12 protein-coding genes are annotated in these 16,970 nt (G+C 50.0%); 10 read left to right on the forward strand and 2 right to left on the reverse strand.

Annotation, left to right across the window (positions count from 1 at the left end):
• Nucleotides 1-121 precede the first annotated feature (121 nt).
• Complete coding sequence (locus tag FDZ78_RS09685) at nt 122-610, reverse strand: Lrp/AsnC family transcriptional regulator (protein ID WP_107032298.1); 489 nt, start codon at nt 608-610, stop codon at nt 122-124.
• Between the two features lie 520 nt (nt 611-1,130).
• Entirely contained in the window at nt 1,131-2,750 is a 1,620-nt protein-coding gene (locus tag FDZ78_RS09690; RefSeq protein ID WP_124075564.1) for a tetratricopeptide repeat protein, read from the reverse strand.
• A gap of 633 nt (nt 2,751-3,383) precedes the next feature.
• Between FDZ78_RS09690 and FDZ78_RS09695 the strand changes: the two genes are divergently transcribed.
• The 10 genes from FDZ78_RS09695 (at nt 3,384) to eno (ending at nt 16,848) form a co-directional block, all read left to right on the forward strand.
• Nucleotides 3,384-3,650 carry a hypothetical protein gene (locus FDZ78_RS09695; protein ID WP_124075565.1) on the forward strand — a complete coding sequence of 89 codons (267 nt, stop codon included), beginning with the start codon at nt 3,384-3,386 and terminating at the stop codon, nt 3,648-3,650.
• Between the two features lie 303 nt (nt 3,651-3,953).
• A complete protein-coding gene (locus FDZ78_RS09700) occupies nt 3,954-4,406 on the forward strand; it encodes a GatB/YqeY domain-containing protein (RefSeq protein WP_107032299.1) in 453 nt (150 codons plus the stop codon).
• A 33-nt stretch (nt 4,407-4,439) separates the two neighbouring features.
• Nucleotides 4,440-5,711, forward strand: coding sequence for a serine--tRNA ligase (gene serS, locus FDZ78_RS09705; protein ID WP_123399358.1), 1,272 nt, complete (start codon nt 4,440-4,442; stop codon nt 5,709-5,711).
• A gap of 128 nt (nt 5,712-5,839) precedes the next feature.
• Nucleotides 5,840-6,175: a 30S ribosome-binding factor RbfA gene (rbfA, locus tag FDZ78_RS09710; protein ID WP_107032301.1), complete on the forward strand. Its 336-nt coding sequence runs from the start codon at nt 5,840-5,842 to the stop codon at nt 6,173-6,175.
• 22 nt (nt 6,176-6,197) lie between these two features.
• A complete protein-coding gene (locus FDZ78_RS09715; protein ID WP_123399360.1) occupies nt 6,198-7,427 on the forward strand; it encodes an ABC transporter permease in 1,230 nt (409 codons plus the stop codon).
• A 55-nt stretch (nt 7,428-7,482) separates the two neighbouring features.
• Nucleotides 7,483-8,574, forward strand: coding sequence for a mannose-1-phosphate guanylyltransferase (locus tag FDZ78_RS09720; protein ID WP_123399362.1), 1,092 nt, complete (start codon nt 7,483-7,485; stop codon nt 8,572-8,574).
• A 68-nt stretch (nt 8,575-8,642) separates the two neighbouring features.
• Nucleotides 8,643-10,904 (forward strand): bifunctional (p)ppGpp synthetase/guanosine-3',5'-bis(diphosphate) 3'-pyrophosphohydrolase, encoded by a 2,262-nt coding sequence (locus tag FDZ78_RS09725; protein WP_107032304.1) that lies wholly within the window; start codon nt 8,643-8,645, stop codon nt 10,902-10,904.
• A 151-nt stretch (nt 10,905-11,055) separates the two neighbouring features.
• A complete protein-coding gene (gene carA, locus FDZ78_RS09730; RefSeq protein ID WP_123399363.1) occupies nt 11,056-12,126 on the forward strand; it encodes a glutamine-hydrolyzing carbamoyl-phosphate synthase small subunit in 1,071 nt (356 codons plus the stop codon).
• A 24-nt stretch (nt 12,127-12,150) separates the two neighbouring features.
• On the forward strand, nt 12,151-15,375 hold the full coding sequence (gene carB, locus FDZ78_RS09735) for a carbamoyl-phosphate synthase (glutamine-hydrolyzing) large subunit (RefSeq protein ID WP_107032306.1): 3,225 nt from the start codon (nt 12,151-12,153) through the stop codon (nt 15,373-15,375).
• Nucleotides 15,376-15,552: 177 nt separating this feature from the next.
• Nucleotides 15,553-16,848 carry a phosphopyruvate hydratase gene (eno, locus tag FDZ78_RS09740; protein WP_123399365.1) on the forward strand — a complete coding sequence of 432 codons (1,296 nt, stop codon included), beginning with the start codon at nt 15,553-15,555 and terminating at the stop codon, nt 16,846-16,848.
• Nucleotides 16,849-16,970 lie beyond the last annotated feature (122 nt).

A 16,970-nucleotide genomic window follows, 5' to 3' on the forward strand; every position in this document is an offset into this window, starting at 1 on the left:
GTGGTTTTTAAGGTTGCAAGGAGGAGATGTGCAAATGTAGTGATTTAGTTAGAATATTCCATAGAATAATATCCCAAAATTCGGTGTCCGGACACTATGTTTTATTCTGTGTTTTCCGGAATTATCCGTTGATCAATCCGTTGAGGGGGAGTTCGCGGGTGCTTTTCACTTCATCAAGCACAAAGCAGCTGTTGAGCGAGCCTATGCAGTCGAGGTCACCGAGTATGCGCAGCAGAAAGTCCTGATAGGCATGCATGTTGCGTGTGTAGATTTTCAGCAGGAAATCATAATCACCTGAGATATTGTAGCATTCGGCAATTTCAGGGATGTTTTTGACGGCTTTCATTATGCGCAGTGCGTTTTCCTGGGTGTGCTGTTTCATCTTGAGGTAGCAGAATGCCACGAATCCGCAGTCGATTTTCTCCGCGTCGAGCACTGCTACGTAGCGTTTGATGTATCCGTCACGTTCGAGGCGTTTGACGCGTTCGAAGGTAGGGGTGGGTGAGAGATGTATGGCAGCTGCAAGCTCCTTGTTGGTGAGGCGGCAGTCATGCTGCAGACAGTCAAGTATGTGGAGATCTGTCTTGTCGAGTGATAGTGTCTGGCTCATAGTTGCAGTAATGGAAGTGGAAAAATATTCTGTTTGAAACGTGAAATTGTTGTGCTTGCAGGTATTTTTACCTTGTATCGCTTGCTAAATTAGATATATTTTCTGTATTTTGCAAATATGTTGGGAAAATATTTCAGGTAGCGTAAATTTGCGCAGTTGTTGGCGTTATTCAGCCGTTATGCGGCCATAGAAATTCGCATGATGGCATAGGCGTTCTGCAACACTGAATAGAATAATGAAAACAGAATACTTTACCTTGGCGGGCAGGCATTTGAAAAGTATGAGAATTTTGATGTTTTTTCAAAGGGAACCGCTCATTGCGCATCCTTAATTTAGCATGTTATTTCAATTATTCCAATTTTACACTTAACATATCATTAAGCCTGAATTAATCGACATACTCGCACACATCGGTCGTCAGAGATCGTGAGACTCTCGTCGGTTACGGTCGTGTAAAACAAATGATCGGTTCCCTTTTTTTGCTGTCTCAGCATATTTTCAGACTGCTTCAGGCAGTTGCTTAAAGATAGCTCAGGAACTCCCGTTCGTCAGAGGGATGTGAGCCGGCGATTTTTTGACGCATACGTCGGCGGGTAGTATAAAGAGTGTTGCGGTTTAGATCGAAGAACATCAGTATTACCGGAACTGGTAGTCTCAGGGAAGAGCAAATGAAAATCTGATACTCTTTGTCGGAAAGTCCAGGCATCTGTCTGCGAAAGCGGTTTATGATGCAATTGTTTTCACTGTCAGCCAGATATTCCAGGAAAGTCTGAAAATCCGGATTATTTACGAAATTTTTGATTTCTTGTTCCACATTATGAGCGGTTTTGCTTTTTATGGATTCTTTTTGGTTTGATTCATAGTAAGTCTCGCATAGCAAACGTATTGTGTCAAGATGCTTCCGAGAAATCGAAAACCGTGGCTCATTTCCATCTGATGCTGTTGTCCGGACGTGAACGTCCTCGGATTTAGCACTGTCGTGATTCCGATCGTTTAAGATCGATTCCAGTTCTTCAGCGAGAGCTATGATCTGCTCGTCTTTCTGTTTCTGAATTTTCCGGCTATGGCTCACGAACGCTGCTGCCCCGATGCCGCCGGTGATGATAAGGATTATCAGAATTGTCAGTTTGATCAGATCATTCTGATAGCTGAGTTCCATGACATCAATATCGTTTCTGCTAAATTCGACAGCAGAGCTACAAACTTTCTGACGTGTTATTTCGTCAAGAACCGAATCAGTTTCAGCAAAAGCTTTCTTCAATTGCAGATATGCCTCTTTGGTGTTGCCGGTCTCAAATAGAATCTCAAACGGAATCTCGGCATGTATGCCATATTTTATTTTGGCGGAATCTATAAGCCTGACGGCAGTCTCGTGTCTGCCTGACTGCCACAAGGCATCAATGTATGACCGGTATTGCTGCGGAGTTGCTTTGTTGGGGGATAATTCCATGTATCGGTAGTAACAGTCAGCCGCTTTCGAGAAGTTTTTTAATTTTAAGTGGCTGTCGGCCATCAGACCATGTGCCTGCCGGATAGAAGCCGTGTCTTTTTGGCGGGTAGCATCTGAGAGCACTTCGGTCAATAGTGTCAATGACTCTGCGCAGCGTCCGGCATTGTTAAGTGAGTTTGCCAGTTTTAAAGTCTGGAGTTGAAGACTGACAGTGTCTCCGCTCGTTCTGAATGCCTGACAGGCAAGACTGTCATATGCCGCAGCTTCAGAAAATGCAGACATTTTGTTGTATATTCGGGCTATCTCTGATTGGGCCCGTCCAAGCCATAGATACTGATTCTGAGATTCAGCCAGTTGTCCGGCTTTGATGAGGTCGGTGATTGCATCGGAATATTTGCGCGCGTTTGCGTTGATTATTCCTGAATAGTAGTGACCCAACATCCTTTGAATTGGATTGGATGACTTGTTGGCGTCATAAAAGTCTACCGCAAAGCTTATCAGAGAGTCTGAATTTTCATTAATATGGTTATAGTGTTTTGCTTGAGTAAGATATAGTGCGTATTGAGCCTGCAGATATTCGGATTTTATGTCTGAAGGATTGATCGATAGAAGGATATTCAGCGAGGAATCAGGCTGCTCGTCCATAAGCATACAGGCGCTATCAAGGCTTTTGGCGGTTTCTCTGTCCAAAAGATCTAATTTGAGAAGGGTTGTTGACAATATTGTAAATACTATGATTATAAGCAGTATTTTTTTCATTAAAGAAATGTTTAGATTGTAGAACGCAAAGGTATCCCAAAGGATGAACTGCTACAAATTTATAATATAATACGGAGGATTCCAAATTGTTTCAATTCAGCGACAGGTTCGTTTGTCGATTTTGTATCGGTCTTGAATAGGCTTTCATGATTGTATTGTATCCGTCGTGTTTATTTGGATTGTGTATGGATTTTTTAACTTAATCGTATCTTTATGTTAAATCGTTCGGTTGTTTAGAGACTTACGTAGGCGATAATAGGACATGGTCTGATCTGGTGAACAAAAAACATAAATTGTTCGCGTGTCTAATGGGTTGATAAACAGTGTGTATTCGTTCGATGAACAATGTGAGGTATGTGCTTGCGTGTTACACAAAACGGACCTAATTTTGCCGGTGAAAAGTAAATTCAAACCAAAACTACTATAAAATTTAAAATAATGTTGTCTATGATTGTGCATTACCTTTCATCACCGGCGACAGTCAACAAAATATCGTTCGCATTAGGATGGGTTTTGATTATAACTATGTCTTCCTGGCCCAGCTCACTGGCTATACAGATAACTATGGCGATATTATTCATTCTGTTCGTTATCTCTATGGTTTTGTGTATGGTCACACACGGCAAACTCTTCTTTTTAAACAATGATATCAGTCGGAATAAACTTGTGGATAGTTCGCTGTGGGTGGCGTGGATTTTGGCGTTTGCATTTGCCGGATTTTCGAGCCCGCTGGTTAAGGAGGCGATCTGCAATGCGGCGACTGTGATTCTTGTGGTTGGATTGATTTTCTATCCGTCAGCAGGCAGCACCAAAAATACAGAAGCGGATTGATCCATCCGACAATCCTTCTCATAAGTAACTCTTCAAAATTAAACGATATAATGTACATTAGTATCTCCTATGGAGGATCTTTTATACTCTCTGTGGTTTTATCCCGGTCAGAATCAAGTTCTTCATCGGTCGTTTATGTCTATAAACTCCCTCTAAATTAATTTTTCAGAGTTACTTATAAATTTACCCCCCCTCTTAAAAACGAGACTTCCTTGCCGATTTTGAAAAATGGCAGGGAAGTTGCGTTGTTTAATCAAATTTCTGTGTAACTTTGTAGCTCTAAAAAAGTAATAAGAAAAAGATATGGATTTGTTTGACAAGATCTCAGCCGACATAAAGAGTGCGATGCTTGCCCGCGAAAAGGTGCGTCTGGAGACTCTCCGAGGAATAAAAAAGGAATTTCTTGAAGCCAAGACCGCCAAAGGAGGCGACGGATCGCTCTCAGACGAGCAGGCAACCAAAATTCTGGCAAAGATGGCCAAGCAGCGCCGCGAGACAGCCCAGATATATGACGAACAGAACCGCATCGACCTTCGCGACAACGAACTGGCCGAAGCCGCAGTCATAGAGGAATATCTCCCCAAACAGCTGACTGATGAGGAACTCACAGCCGAACTGAAAAAGATAATCGCCGAAACCGGCGCTGTCTCGGCAAAGGAAATGGGCAAAGTCATGGGCGTGGCCTCGAAAACACTGGCCGGACGCGCCGACGGAAAAGTGATCTCCGCGAAAGTCAGAGAACTCCTCAACAATTGAAAATAAAGTATTTCACCATACATTACAGCAAAAATGCTTACCCTTCAGCAGATCAAAGAGGATCCCGAACGCATTATCGCGCGCCTCGCCGTCAAAGGATTTGACGGAAAACAGGGAGTCAACGATGTTATTGATTTCGATGACGAGCGCCGCTCTCTCCAATATCAGAACGACACTCTGGCAGCCGAACTGAAAAAGTATGCCGATTCGATCGGCCGTCTGATGAAAGAAGGCCGTCGCAACGAGGCTGACGAGGCCAAGAAAAAGGTAGCGGAAATCAAAGCCACACAGAAAGAAGTGGCCGACCGTCTGGCCGTGACCGAGAATGCCATCCGTGACATTCTGCTCGGTATGCCGAATATCCCTTGCGATGCAGTGCCTGAAGGCAAGACCGCAGAGGACAATGTGGTGGAGAAGACCGGTGGCCCGATGCCCGAACTTCCTGCCGATGCGCTCCCGCACTGGGAACTCGCCAAGAAGTACAATATCATCAACTTCGATCTCGGAGTCAAGATCACAGGCCCCGGCTTCCCCGTTTATATCGGCAAGGGCGCGCGTCTGCAGCGAGCTCTCATTCAGTTCTTCCTTGACCGTGCCGGCGATGCCGGATATCTTGAAATCCAGCCGCCCTACGTGGTGAACGAGGCCTCCGGCTACGGAACAGGGCAGCTGCCCGACAAGGAAGGCCAGATGTATTTCATCAACGAAGACAAACTCTACATGATCCCGACCGCCGAGGTGCCGGTGACCAATATCTATCGCGATGTCATCATCCCCGGCGAAGAGCTCCCGAAGAAAAACTGCGCCTACTCGGCATGCTTCCGTCGCGAGGCAGGGTCCTACGGCAAGGATGTCCGCGGTCTCAACCGTCTGCATCAGTTCGACAAGGTAGAGATTGTCCGCATCGAGAAGCCAGAAAACTCTTATGCGGCTCTTGAAGAGATGAAAGACCATGTGCAGGGACTGCTTGAGTCTCTCGGTCTGCCCTGGCACATACTCCGTCTCTGCGGCGGCGACATGAGCTTCACCTCTGCCATCACATTTGACTTTGAAGTCTATTCGGCAGCCCAGGGCCGCTGGCTTGAGGTTTCGTCGGTATCCAATTTCGAGACATATCAGGCAAACCGTCTCAAGTGCCGCTACCGTGGGGAAGACAAGAAAACCCATCTCTGCCATACGCTCAACGGTTCGGCACTCGCCCTTCCGCGCATCATGGCAGCCATCCTTGAAAACAACCAGACACCTCAGGGCATAGTTATCCCCGAATGTCTGCGCAAATACACCGGATTCGATATCATCGACTAAGCCGCCGTCAGGCGCAGTCAATCCTGTCAGATACACTGAATTGACCGCATCTCCCGAAGGATGAGAGGTGCGGTCAATTCAAACATTGAGGCCCGGCAGGTGTTTTAAAGAAATAAAATGAATTTGTTATGGAATCAACACGTCAAGCAAAAATATCACGTCTCCTTCAGAAGGAACTGAGTGAAATCTTCCGTCAGCAGACAGCCAAGACTCACGGCACACTCGTGTCGGTGAGCATAGTGCGTGTCTCGCCGGATCTCAGTGTCGCCAAAGCCTATCTGTCGATTTTTCCATCGGAAAAATCGCAGGAGCTGCTTGAAAGCATACGCGAAAGCGCCAAGACAATCCGTTATGAACTCGCGCAGCGTGTTCGCTTCCAGTTGCGAAAATGTCCGGAACTTTCGTTCTATCTTGACGATTCTCTGGATTATATCGACAACATCGACAAACTTCTGACCAAGTAGACAAACTTCTTACCCAACCCGGATGCCCGCTCTCAGGATTGCCATACGCTATCTTCTGGCCCGCAAAAGCCACACTGCCGTCAACGTCATCTCCTATATCTCGATGGCGGGGATTGCTGTGGCTGCAATGGCGATGATATGCGTGCTCTCCGTATTCAACGGGTTTTCCGATCTTGCATCCGAAAGGCTTTCACTCGTGGATCCTGACATAAGGATCTCGCGGGCTGACGGACGCATGATCTCTGATGCCGATTCGCTTGCCGGAGCTGTCAGACAGACTGCCGGAGTTACCGCAGTGATGCCTGTGCTCCGAGCCCAGGCTCTGGCTGTCTATGGTGATGTGCAGACACCGGTCAATATAGTCGGAGTGCCCGGAGACTATTGCGCAGTGTCAGAGATCGGTTCGCTTGTGATAGACGGCGAGATGGATATGTCAGATGACAGGCTTTTGCCTTGTGCGCTTCTCAGCGTAGGCACAGCCATGCAGCTCGGAGCACGGCCATCGACCGAACATCTGATGTGTCTGACCGTTCCACGGCGCATAGGGCGCATCAATCCGGCCTTTCCGATGGCGGCGTTCTGCACAGACACTCTTCTGGTCAGTGGAGTGTATCAGACAAATCAGGCCGAGCTTGACAATGACATGCTTTTCGTGCCTCTTGCGTCAGCCCGCAGGCTTTTGGACTATTCGGCAGAGGCTTCCTCGCTTGATGTTGGGATTGATCCATCGGCCGATGCCGCGGATGTGGCTGGCAGAGTCGCAGCCGCCCTGGGCCCTGACTACGTTGTGGCTGACCGTCTGCGTCAGCAGTCACATTCGTTCCGTATGATCTCGATTGAAAAGTGGATCACCTTCCTCATGCTTGTGTTTGTGCTTCTGATGGCGTCATTCAATATACTGTCATCACTCTCCATGCTCATCATAGAGAAAGAGGAGAGTCTGCGGATTCTCAGTTCGCTCGGTGCTCCGCTGTCGATGCTGCGCCGGATTTTTCTCTGTCAGGGTGTACTCGTGGCAGTGGCCGGCGGCGCGATAGGCATTCTGACAGGCATGATTCTCTGCCTGCTGCAGCAGCACTTCGGGCTGATAACGCTTGGCGGAGACCATTCACAGATGTCAATAGTAACATATCCCTGCAATCTACGTCTCGGAGATGTGCTTGTCACCTCGGCTGTCGTGCTGGTCATGGGACTTCTTTCTGGTTTTATATCGTCACGCGGAGTCAGGTCCGGCACTCTTCAAATGGCTTAGCGAAAAAAATATATATTATACATTTAAATAAAATAGAATCCCATTCTTCATCACTATGGCAACTCAGAACTCACATCGGTATTGTGTAATAATGTGTGGCGGCGTCGGAAGCCGATTCTGGCCTTATTCCCGTGAGAACTGCCCCAAACAGTTTATAGATTTTCTCGGCACCGGACGTTCGCTCCTTCAGATGTCATATGACCGCATTCTGCCTATCGTCCCGAAAGAAAACATTCTCGTTGTAACAAATGAAAAATATGCGCCGCTGATCCGCGAGCAGCTTCCGGATCTGCTGCCTGAAAATATATTGCTGGAACCTGCGCGCCGCAACACTGCTCCGTGCATCGCCTGGGCTGCTTTCCATATCGCGGCCATTGACCCGGCAGCCTCTATGATCGTGACTCCGAGTGACCATCTGATCACCCGTGAAAATATCTTCGAAGACTGCGTCAGACGCGGATTCGAGTTTGTAGAGAAAAATGACGCTCTTCTGACTCTCGGCATCACACCGGTCCGCCCTGAGACCGGCTACGGTTACATCCAGGTAGGTCAGGAGGCTGAACCAGGCATTCTGAAAGTGAAGACTTTCACAGAGAAACCCAATCTCGAACTGGCTAAAGTCTTCCTTGAGACAGGTGAATTTTTCTGGAATTCCGGCATCTTCCTTTGGCGCGCGTCAACCATAATAGACGCCCTGCGCAAGCATGATTCTGATCTGACAGTCCGTTTCGACCGCGGAGCCTCAGACTTCGGCACCCCCCGTGAGGAAGCCTTCATACGAGAGAATTTCGCATCATTCCCTGCCAACTCGATTGACTATGCGGTTATGGAGAAGGCTGACAATGTATATGTGGAATGTGTCAACTTCGGATGGAACGATCTCGGCACATGGAGCGCCCTTCATGACAACTCGCCCAAGAACGAGCAGAACAACGTGGCTCAGAACTGCAAAGTGCTCGCCTATGACAGCACCGGCAATATTTTCGCAGTCCGTGATTCTGAAAAACTTGTAGTGGCCCACGGTCTTAAAGACTATATCGTGGCCGATGCCGGAGATGTGCTCCTGATCTGCCCGAAGTCAGAAGAACAGCGCATCAAACAGATGGTCAACGATGTGAAAATTGCCTATCTCGACAAATATCTCTGATAGCGGTCTTCATCCAGCCGATCATTTTATCCACAACAAACACTTGCTTAAACTCTCCAGTCTGAACCATGCAGGAATATAATCTCACTCCCGAAGAAGAAGAGCGCTACGTCGAAGCGCAGTTCCGAGATCTTCTTGACGGTTATCTCGCAAGTAACCATCGCAAGAAAGTCGACATAATAGAGCGGGCCTTCCGTTTTGCCAAAGAGGCCCACAAAGGAGTGCGTCGTCGATCAGGCGAGCCTTATATTCTCCACCCGATAGCCGTGGCCAAGATAGCCTCTCAGGAAATCGGTCTGGGCTCCACCTCGATCTGCGCGGCATTGCTGCATGATGTGGTGGAAGACACTGAGTATCGGGTCGAGGATATCGAGCAGCATTTTGGACGTAAGATTGCCCGCATCGTAGAGGGGCTCACCAAGATCTCAGGCGGAATTTTCGGCGACAAAGCTTCGGCCCAGGCCGAAAATTTCCGCAAGCTTCTGCTCACAATGAGCGAGGACATCCGAGTGGTGCTCATAAAGATGGCTGACCGTCTGCACAACATGCGCACCCTCGGCTCAATGGCACCCAACAAGCAATATAAGATTGCCGGGGAGACCTTATATATATATGCGCCGCTTGCCCACCGTCTGGGCCTCTTCGCCATAAAGACCGAACTGGAGGATCTGAGTTTCAAATATGAGCATCCGGCGGAATACGATCGCATCTCCGGACTGATACGCCAGAGCGAGGCCGGACGAGAGATGGTCTATAACGATTTTGCCAGCCCGATTCTGAAACGTCTTGATGCTATGGGGCTCAGTTATGAGGCCAAGGCCCGTCTGAAATCAGTCTACTCGATCTGGCGCAAGATGGACACCAAGCATATTCCCTTCGAGGAAGTCTATGACCTTTACGCCATGCGTATTATATTCGATACGCCTGAGGGAGTGTCGGAGAAAGAGATGTGCTATCGCATCTATGTGGCACTGACAGACCTCTATCGGCCGCACCCGGAGCGCACCCGTGACTGGATCGCCAATCCCAAAGCCAACGGCTATCAGGCTCTTCACGTCACCCTAATGGGGCCTGACGGCAACTGGATCGAAGTGCAGATACGCAGCCGGCGCATGGACGAAATTGCCGAGAAGGGCTTTGCCGCTCACTGGAAATACAAGATCGGCGAGCATGAAGAGGAGAGCGAACTTAATGTCTGGCTCAAAACAATCAAAGACATTCTCGATGATCCGACACCGAGTGCAATAGACTTTCTTGACACTCTTAAACTCAATCTTTTCGCTACCGAGATAGTGGTCTTTACGCCCAAGGGCGAACTGCTGACTCTTCCGGCCGGAGCAACGGTGCTTGACGTCGCCTTCTCGCTTCACTCCGAGCTTGGAATGCACTGCATAGCAGGAAAAGTCAATCACAAACTTGTGCCTCTTTCCCAGAAACTCAACTCCGGCGACCAAGTCGAGGTGCTTACCTCGCAGTCACAGAAGCCCAAAGAGGAGTGGATGAACTTTCTGATGTCGGCGAAGGCCAAGACTCGTCTGCGCAAGGAGCTGAGGAAAGTCCAGCAGCCATATATAGAAAAAGGCAAGGAGATATTTGACGACTTCCTTGTCCAGAATGACATCATTCTGAACAACAGTGTCATGACCAAGATTCTTGGAACCTATCATGTGCAGTCGCGCGAGGAACTATTCCTAAAACTCGGAAACGGAGAGATTTCGATTGACGACTATCTGAACGTCAACACCTCGCGTGGTGCCAGATCGCTTGTGAGCCGTCTGTTCAGGCTCGGTTTCGGCGGTGACAAGAAAGCCGACCGCGCGCGCAAGCTGCTTGCGGCTGCAGATGTCCCAGAAAAAGAATCGGGAAAAGCCAAAATCAACACAAAGGAGACCTATGTGCTTAAATTCAATGAAAAAGAACGTAACTTCTCCTTTGCCGACTGCTGTCGCCCGATACCCGGTGATGAGGTGATGGGCTTTATCAACGATGACGGCGAAGTCGAGGTCCACGCACTGACCTGCCCGCGCGCCCAGGTGCTGAAAGCAAGTTTCGGGCCGCGTATCGTAGCCACCCGCTGGGACAAAGTGGCCGGACACTTCCTCGCAAACATAAGGATAGAAGGCATTGACCGCCACGGAATTCTGCAGGAACTGACCGGCATGATCTCTACCGCGCTCAATATCGACATCAGGCGTCTCAACATCGAAGCGGAAAAAGAAGTGTTCAACTGCGATCTCGGAGTTCTCGTCAGTGACACGCTGGCTGTCGAGGAACTCTGCAAGAGAGTGTTGAAAATACAGGGAGTCCGCAAAGCCGACCGCGTCCGGTGAGAAATCACCATCCTGACAGTGAAAAGAGTTTGTAAAAAGAGCTGAAATTTGCAATAAATCTTCAGCTCCCACTGATAATGTGCTAAAAAAATCGTAACTTTGCAGACGGGTTACAGTGCACCCCGAAGTAACTACATAATTCATCCACCCCATGCGACAGTTTAAGCGCGCCGTCCTGATTCTTGAAGACGGCACAACCTTTGAGGGGAAATCCTTCGGCTATGAGGCTTCGACCTCCGGTGAAGTTGTGTTTAACACCGCTATGACCGGTTATCCGGAGAGTCTGACCGACCCCTCCTACGAAGGACAGATCCTCGTGACCACTTATCCGATTCTCGGTAACTACGGCGTTCCCCCGCGTCGGGAGAGAGACGACGTCAGTGAATATTACGAAAGTGATCATATCCATTGCCGCGCCATTGTGGCCCAGGATTATTCCTATGATCATTCCCACTGGCAGGCCGACCGTTCGTTGGCTCAATGGCTTAAGGAGGAAAAAATTCCCGGTATATACGGCATCGACACCCGTCAGCTGACCAAGCATCTCCGTGAACACGGCTCAATGCTCGGCAAGATTGTGATTGACGGATGTGACGATGTCGATTTTTATGACCCTAACCGTGAAAATCTTGTAGGCAAGGTCAGCTGCCGTGAGGTGGAATATCACGGCGCTGGTGAAAAGACCGTGGTTCTGGTTGACTGCGGTGTCAAGCACAACATCATCCGCTGTCTGACACGCCGAGGAGTGAAAGTGGTCAGAGTGCCCTGGAATTACGATTTTACAACCATTCCTTATGACGGCCTTTTCATCTCCAACGGTCCCGGCAATCCGGATATGGCAGAGGAAACCGTAGGCCTCATCCGCAAGGCTATGGAAATCGGCAAGCCGATCTGCGGCATCTGCATGGGTAACCAGTTGCTCTCAAAAGCCGCAGGCGCTAAAATATATAAACTGAAATACGGCCACCGCAGTCACAACCAGCCGGTGCGCCGCGTCAGCTCGAACCAATGTTTCATCACATCTCAGAACCACGGTTTCGCTGTCGACAACGAAACTCTGCCCGCCGACTGGGAACCGCTCTTCATCAACATGAACGACGGCACCAATGAAGGCATCCGCCACAAGACCAAGCCATTCTTCTCGGCTCAGTTCCACCCGGAAGCAAGTTCAGGACCGAAAGACACAGAGTTTCTGTTTGACGAATTCATCAACCTGCTCTAAGCATCCCCTCATTTATTTTTCATCATGCGTAACGAAAACATCAAGAAAGTATTGCTGCTTGGTAGCGGCGCGTTGAAAATCGGCGAGGCCGGCGAATTCGACTATTCGGGTTCACAGGCTCTCAAGGCCATGAAGGAAGAGGGGATCACCACTGTCCTCATCAATCCGAATATCGCCACCGTCCAGACTTCCGACGGCTTTGCCGACAAGATCTACTTCCTTCCGGTCACCCCTTATTTTGTAGAGAAGGTGATCCGTAAGGAAAAACCTGACGGCATTCTGCTCGCATTCGGCGGTCAGACCGCTCTCAACTGCGGTGTGGAGCTTTACCGCTCAGGCATTCTGGAAAAATATGGTGTGGAAGTGCTCGGCACACCCGTGCAGGCCATCATGGATACGGAAGACCGCGAGCTATTCGTCAAGAAACTTGACGAGATTGAGGTCAAGACCATCAAGAGCGAGGCCGTCAACTCGATCCACGATGCCCGTGTGGCTGCCGAGGCCCTCGGCTATCCTGTGATTGTCCGTGCAGCCTATGCCCTCGGCGGCCTCGGCAGCGGTTTCTGTGACAATGAGGAAGAACTCGTGGCTCTCGTTGAGAAAGCCCTCGCATTCTCTCCGCAGGTCCTTGTGGAAAAGTCGCTCAAAGGCTGGAAGGAAGTGGAATATGAAGTGGTGCGCGACCGTTTTGACAACTGCATCACTGTCTGCAACATGGAAAACTTCGACCCGCTGGGCATCCACACCGGAGAGTCGATCGTTGTGGCACCCTCGCAGACACTTTCAAACGAAGACTATCACTGGCTGCGAAAGCTTGCCATCAAGATCATACGCCATATAGGCATCGTCGGCGAATGTAACGTTCAGTATGCGTTTGACCCGACCTCAATGGACTACCGTGTCATTGAAGTCAACGCGCGTCTGAGCCGTTCGTCGGCTCTCGCATCGAAAGCCACCGGTTATCCGCTGGCATTTGTCGCCGCAAAACTCGGTCTCGGTTACGGACTCTTTGACCTTAAGAACTCTGTCACCAAGGAGACCTCCGCATTTTTCGAACCGGCTCTTGACTATATTGTCTGCAAGATCCCCCGCTGGGACCTCGGCAAGTTCCACGGTGTCCGCCGCGAGATCGGCTCTTCGATGAAGTCAGTAGGCGAGGTTATGGCCATCGGCCGCACCTTCGAGGAAGTCATTCAGAAAGGCCTTCGAATGATCGGGCAGGGTATGCACGGCTTTGTCGGCAACAACCAGCGTGATCTTCCGGAACTCGAACATGCCCTCAAGGAACCGACTGACAAGCGCATCTTCGCCATAGCCCAGGCTCTGTTTAAAGGCTACACCGTGGACCGCATTCACGAACTGACCAAAATCGACAAGTGGTTCCTTTATAAACTTCAGAACATCATCAACACTGCAAGCGAGCTGCGTGAGTTCAATGACCTCGAAGCAATACCCGAAGCACTGCTGCGTCAGGCCAAGGAACAGGGCTTCAGTGACTTCCAGATCGCACGTGAGATCTATCAGGAAAACCTCACAGAGCCTGAGAAAGCGCTCCTTCAGGTGCGTGACCGCCGCAAGCAGCTCGGAATTCTCCCGGTTGTCAAGCAGATCGACACCCTTGCCGCTGAATATCCCGCTCAGACCAACTATCTCTATCTGACCTACAACGGCCGTGAAAACGACGTCCAGTATCTCCACGACCACCGCTCGATAGTAGTGCTCGGTTCCGGAGCCTACCGCATCGGTTCGTCAGTGGAATTTGACTGGTGCTCTGTCAACGCCCTTCTGACTGTCAAGAAAGAAGGCTGGCGCTCGGTGATGATCAACTACAATCCTGAGACAGTCTCCACTGACTATGACATCTGCGACCGTCTCTATTTCGACGAACTGACTTTCGAGCGTGTGATGGACATTCTGGATCTTGAACAGCCCCACGGCACAATTCTTTCCGTAGGCGGCCAGATCCCCAACAACCTCGCAACTCGTCTTGACGCACAGAACATCAACATACTCGGCACCACAGCCCGCAGCATCGACAATGCCGAAGACCGCAACAAGTTCTCGGCCATGCTTGACCGCCTCGGAATCGACCAGCCGCGCTGGCGCGAGCTTACAAGCATGGATGACATCAACGAATTCATTGATGAAGTAGGCTTCCCGGTGCTCGTCCGTCCGAGCTACGTGCTTTCAGGTGCGGCGATGAACGTCTGTCACAATCAGGAACAGCTCACACGCTTCCTGCGCCTGGCAGCCAACGTCTCAAAGCAGCATCCCGTTGTGGTCTCGCAGTTCATCTCATCAGCCAAAGAGATCGAGATGGACGCCGTGGCCCAGAACGGCGAGATCGTGGCCTATGCGATCTCCGAACACATCGAATATGCCGGCGTGCATTCCGGCGACGCAACAATCCAGTTCCCGCCGCAGAAACTCTATGTAGAGACCATGCGCCGCATCCGCAAGATCTCGCGCCAGATAGCCAAGGCTCTTGAGATCTCAGGCCCGTTCAACATTCAGTTCCTTGCAAAGAACAATGATATTAAGGTAATCGAATGTAACCTCCGTGCTTCGCGAAGCTTCCCGTTCGTTTCAAAGGTTCTGAAGATCAACTTCATTGACCTTGCCACCCGCGTGATGCTCGGCCTGCCCGTGGAGAAACCCTCTAAAAACGCATTTGATCTTGACTATGTGGGCATCAAGGCCTCACAGTTCAGCTTCTCGCGTCTGCAGGGAGCCGACCCTGTGCTTGGCGTCGACATGGCCTCTACCGGCGAGGTAGGCTGTATCGGCACCGACTCTGCTGAAGCCCTGATCAAGGCTATGGTCTCAGTGGGCAACCGTATTCCAGCCAAGGCCGTCCTCATGTCTACCGGCACAGCCAAGCAGAAGGCCGATCTTCTCGACGCAGCCCATGAGCTTGCCAACCGCGGCTATACAATTTATGCCACCGGAGGCACCCATGCCTATCTTAATGACAACGGCATACCCGCTATCCGTGTCTACTGGCCGTCACAGCCCGACATGCAGCCCCAGGCCATCGAACTGCTCCATGACCACAAGGTTGACATGGTGGTGAATATTCCGAAGAATTTCTCGACCACAGAGCTTACCAACGGCTACAAGATCCGCCGTGCGGCCATTGACCTTAACATTCCGCTGATGACCAACGCCCGTCTTGCCTCGGCTTATATCGATGCGTTCACCACCCATCCGCTCGACGAAATCGAGATCAAGAGCTGGGACGAATACTGATCAGATGCGCGTTTTAATGAATAAATAGTAAGATAATAAAGTAAAATTTAATCATTGACTTATTGCAAAGCGCATTGATATTTTGTAAATTTGCTGCGCATTTTTACAGGAGACTATCATCAGTTCGCATCCAAAGGCATAAGGTAAAAAAACTCAACTATAATTATTATATAGACTATGAAAATTGAAAAAATTATCGGTCGTGAAGTCCTTGACTCACGTGGCAATCCTACCGTTGAAGTAGACGTAATCCTCGAATCAGGCGCACGTGGCCGCGCTTCTGTTCCCTCCGGTGCATCTACCGGCGTAAACGAAGCTCTTGAGCTCCGTGACGGTGACAAGAACCGCTACCTCGGCAAAGGCGTTCAGAAGGCTGTGGCCAACGTGAACGGTCCTATCGCTGACGCACTCCGCGGCATGAGCGCTCTTGACCAGATCAAGATCGACGAGGCTATGATCGCTCTCGACGGCACTGACACCAAGTCAAATCTCGGCGCAAACGCTATCCTCGGCGTGTCTCTCGCAGTTGCTAAGGCTGCTGCCGATTATCTCGACCTTCCCCTCTACAAATATATCGGTGGCTGCAACAGCTACGTGCTCCCCGTTCCCATGATGAACATCATCAACGGTGGCGCTCACTCTGACGCTCCCATCTGCTTCCAGGAATTCATGATCCGCCCCATCGGCGCATGCTGCTTCAAGGAAGGTATCCGCATGGGCACTGAAGTGTTCCACAGCCTCAAGAAAGTTCTCCATGACCGCGGTCTCTCTACCGCAGTAGGTGACGAAGGTGGTTTCGCTCCCGCCCTCGACGGAACTGAAGACGCTCTCAACGTTATCATCAAGGCTATCGAAACTGCCGGCTATGTTCCCGGCAAGGACGTGACCATCGGTCTCGACGTTGCTTCTTCTGAATTCTACAAGGACGGCGTTTACGACTACACCTGGAAGCAGGGTGCCGACGCTCCCAAATATACTTCAGCACAGCAGGCTGAATACCTCAAGGGCCTCGTTGAGAAATATCCTATCGACTCAATCGAAGACGGTATGGCAGAAGGCGACTGGGAAGGCTGGAAGATCCTCACCGATCTTATCGGCGACCGTTGCCAGCTCGTAGGCGACGACCTCTTCGTTACCAACGTCAAGTATCTCGAAAAGGGTATCGAACTCGGCTGCGCTAACTCTATCCTCGTGAAGGTTAACCAGATCGGTTCACTCACCGAAACCCTCCGCGCCGTAGAACTCGCACAGCGCAACGGCTACACCGCAGTTATCTCTCACCGTTCAGGTGAAACTGAAGATGCCACTATCGCTGACATCGCAGTTGCTACCAACGCCGGACAGATCAAGACCGGTTCTGCAAGCCGTTCTGACCGTATGGCCAAGTACAACCAGCTCCTCCGTATTCAGGAAGAACTCGGCGACGCTGCTCAGTATGGCTACGGCAAGCGCACCAAAATGCCCCAGGCTTAATGGTGTAGCTTGACAGCATACAAATAAAATCAATGCCGGTCTGATTCAGTTCAGGCCGGCATTTTTTTGATTTTATGCTGTCAAAATTTGTTTATTCTGAAATATTACTGTCCGCTAAACTT

Origin of the sequence: Duncaniella sp. B8, assembly GCF_005304985.1 — a bacterium.
Classification (GTDB): Bacteria; Bacteroidota; Bacteroidia; order Bacteroidales; family Muribaculaceae; genus Duncaniella; species Duncaniella muris.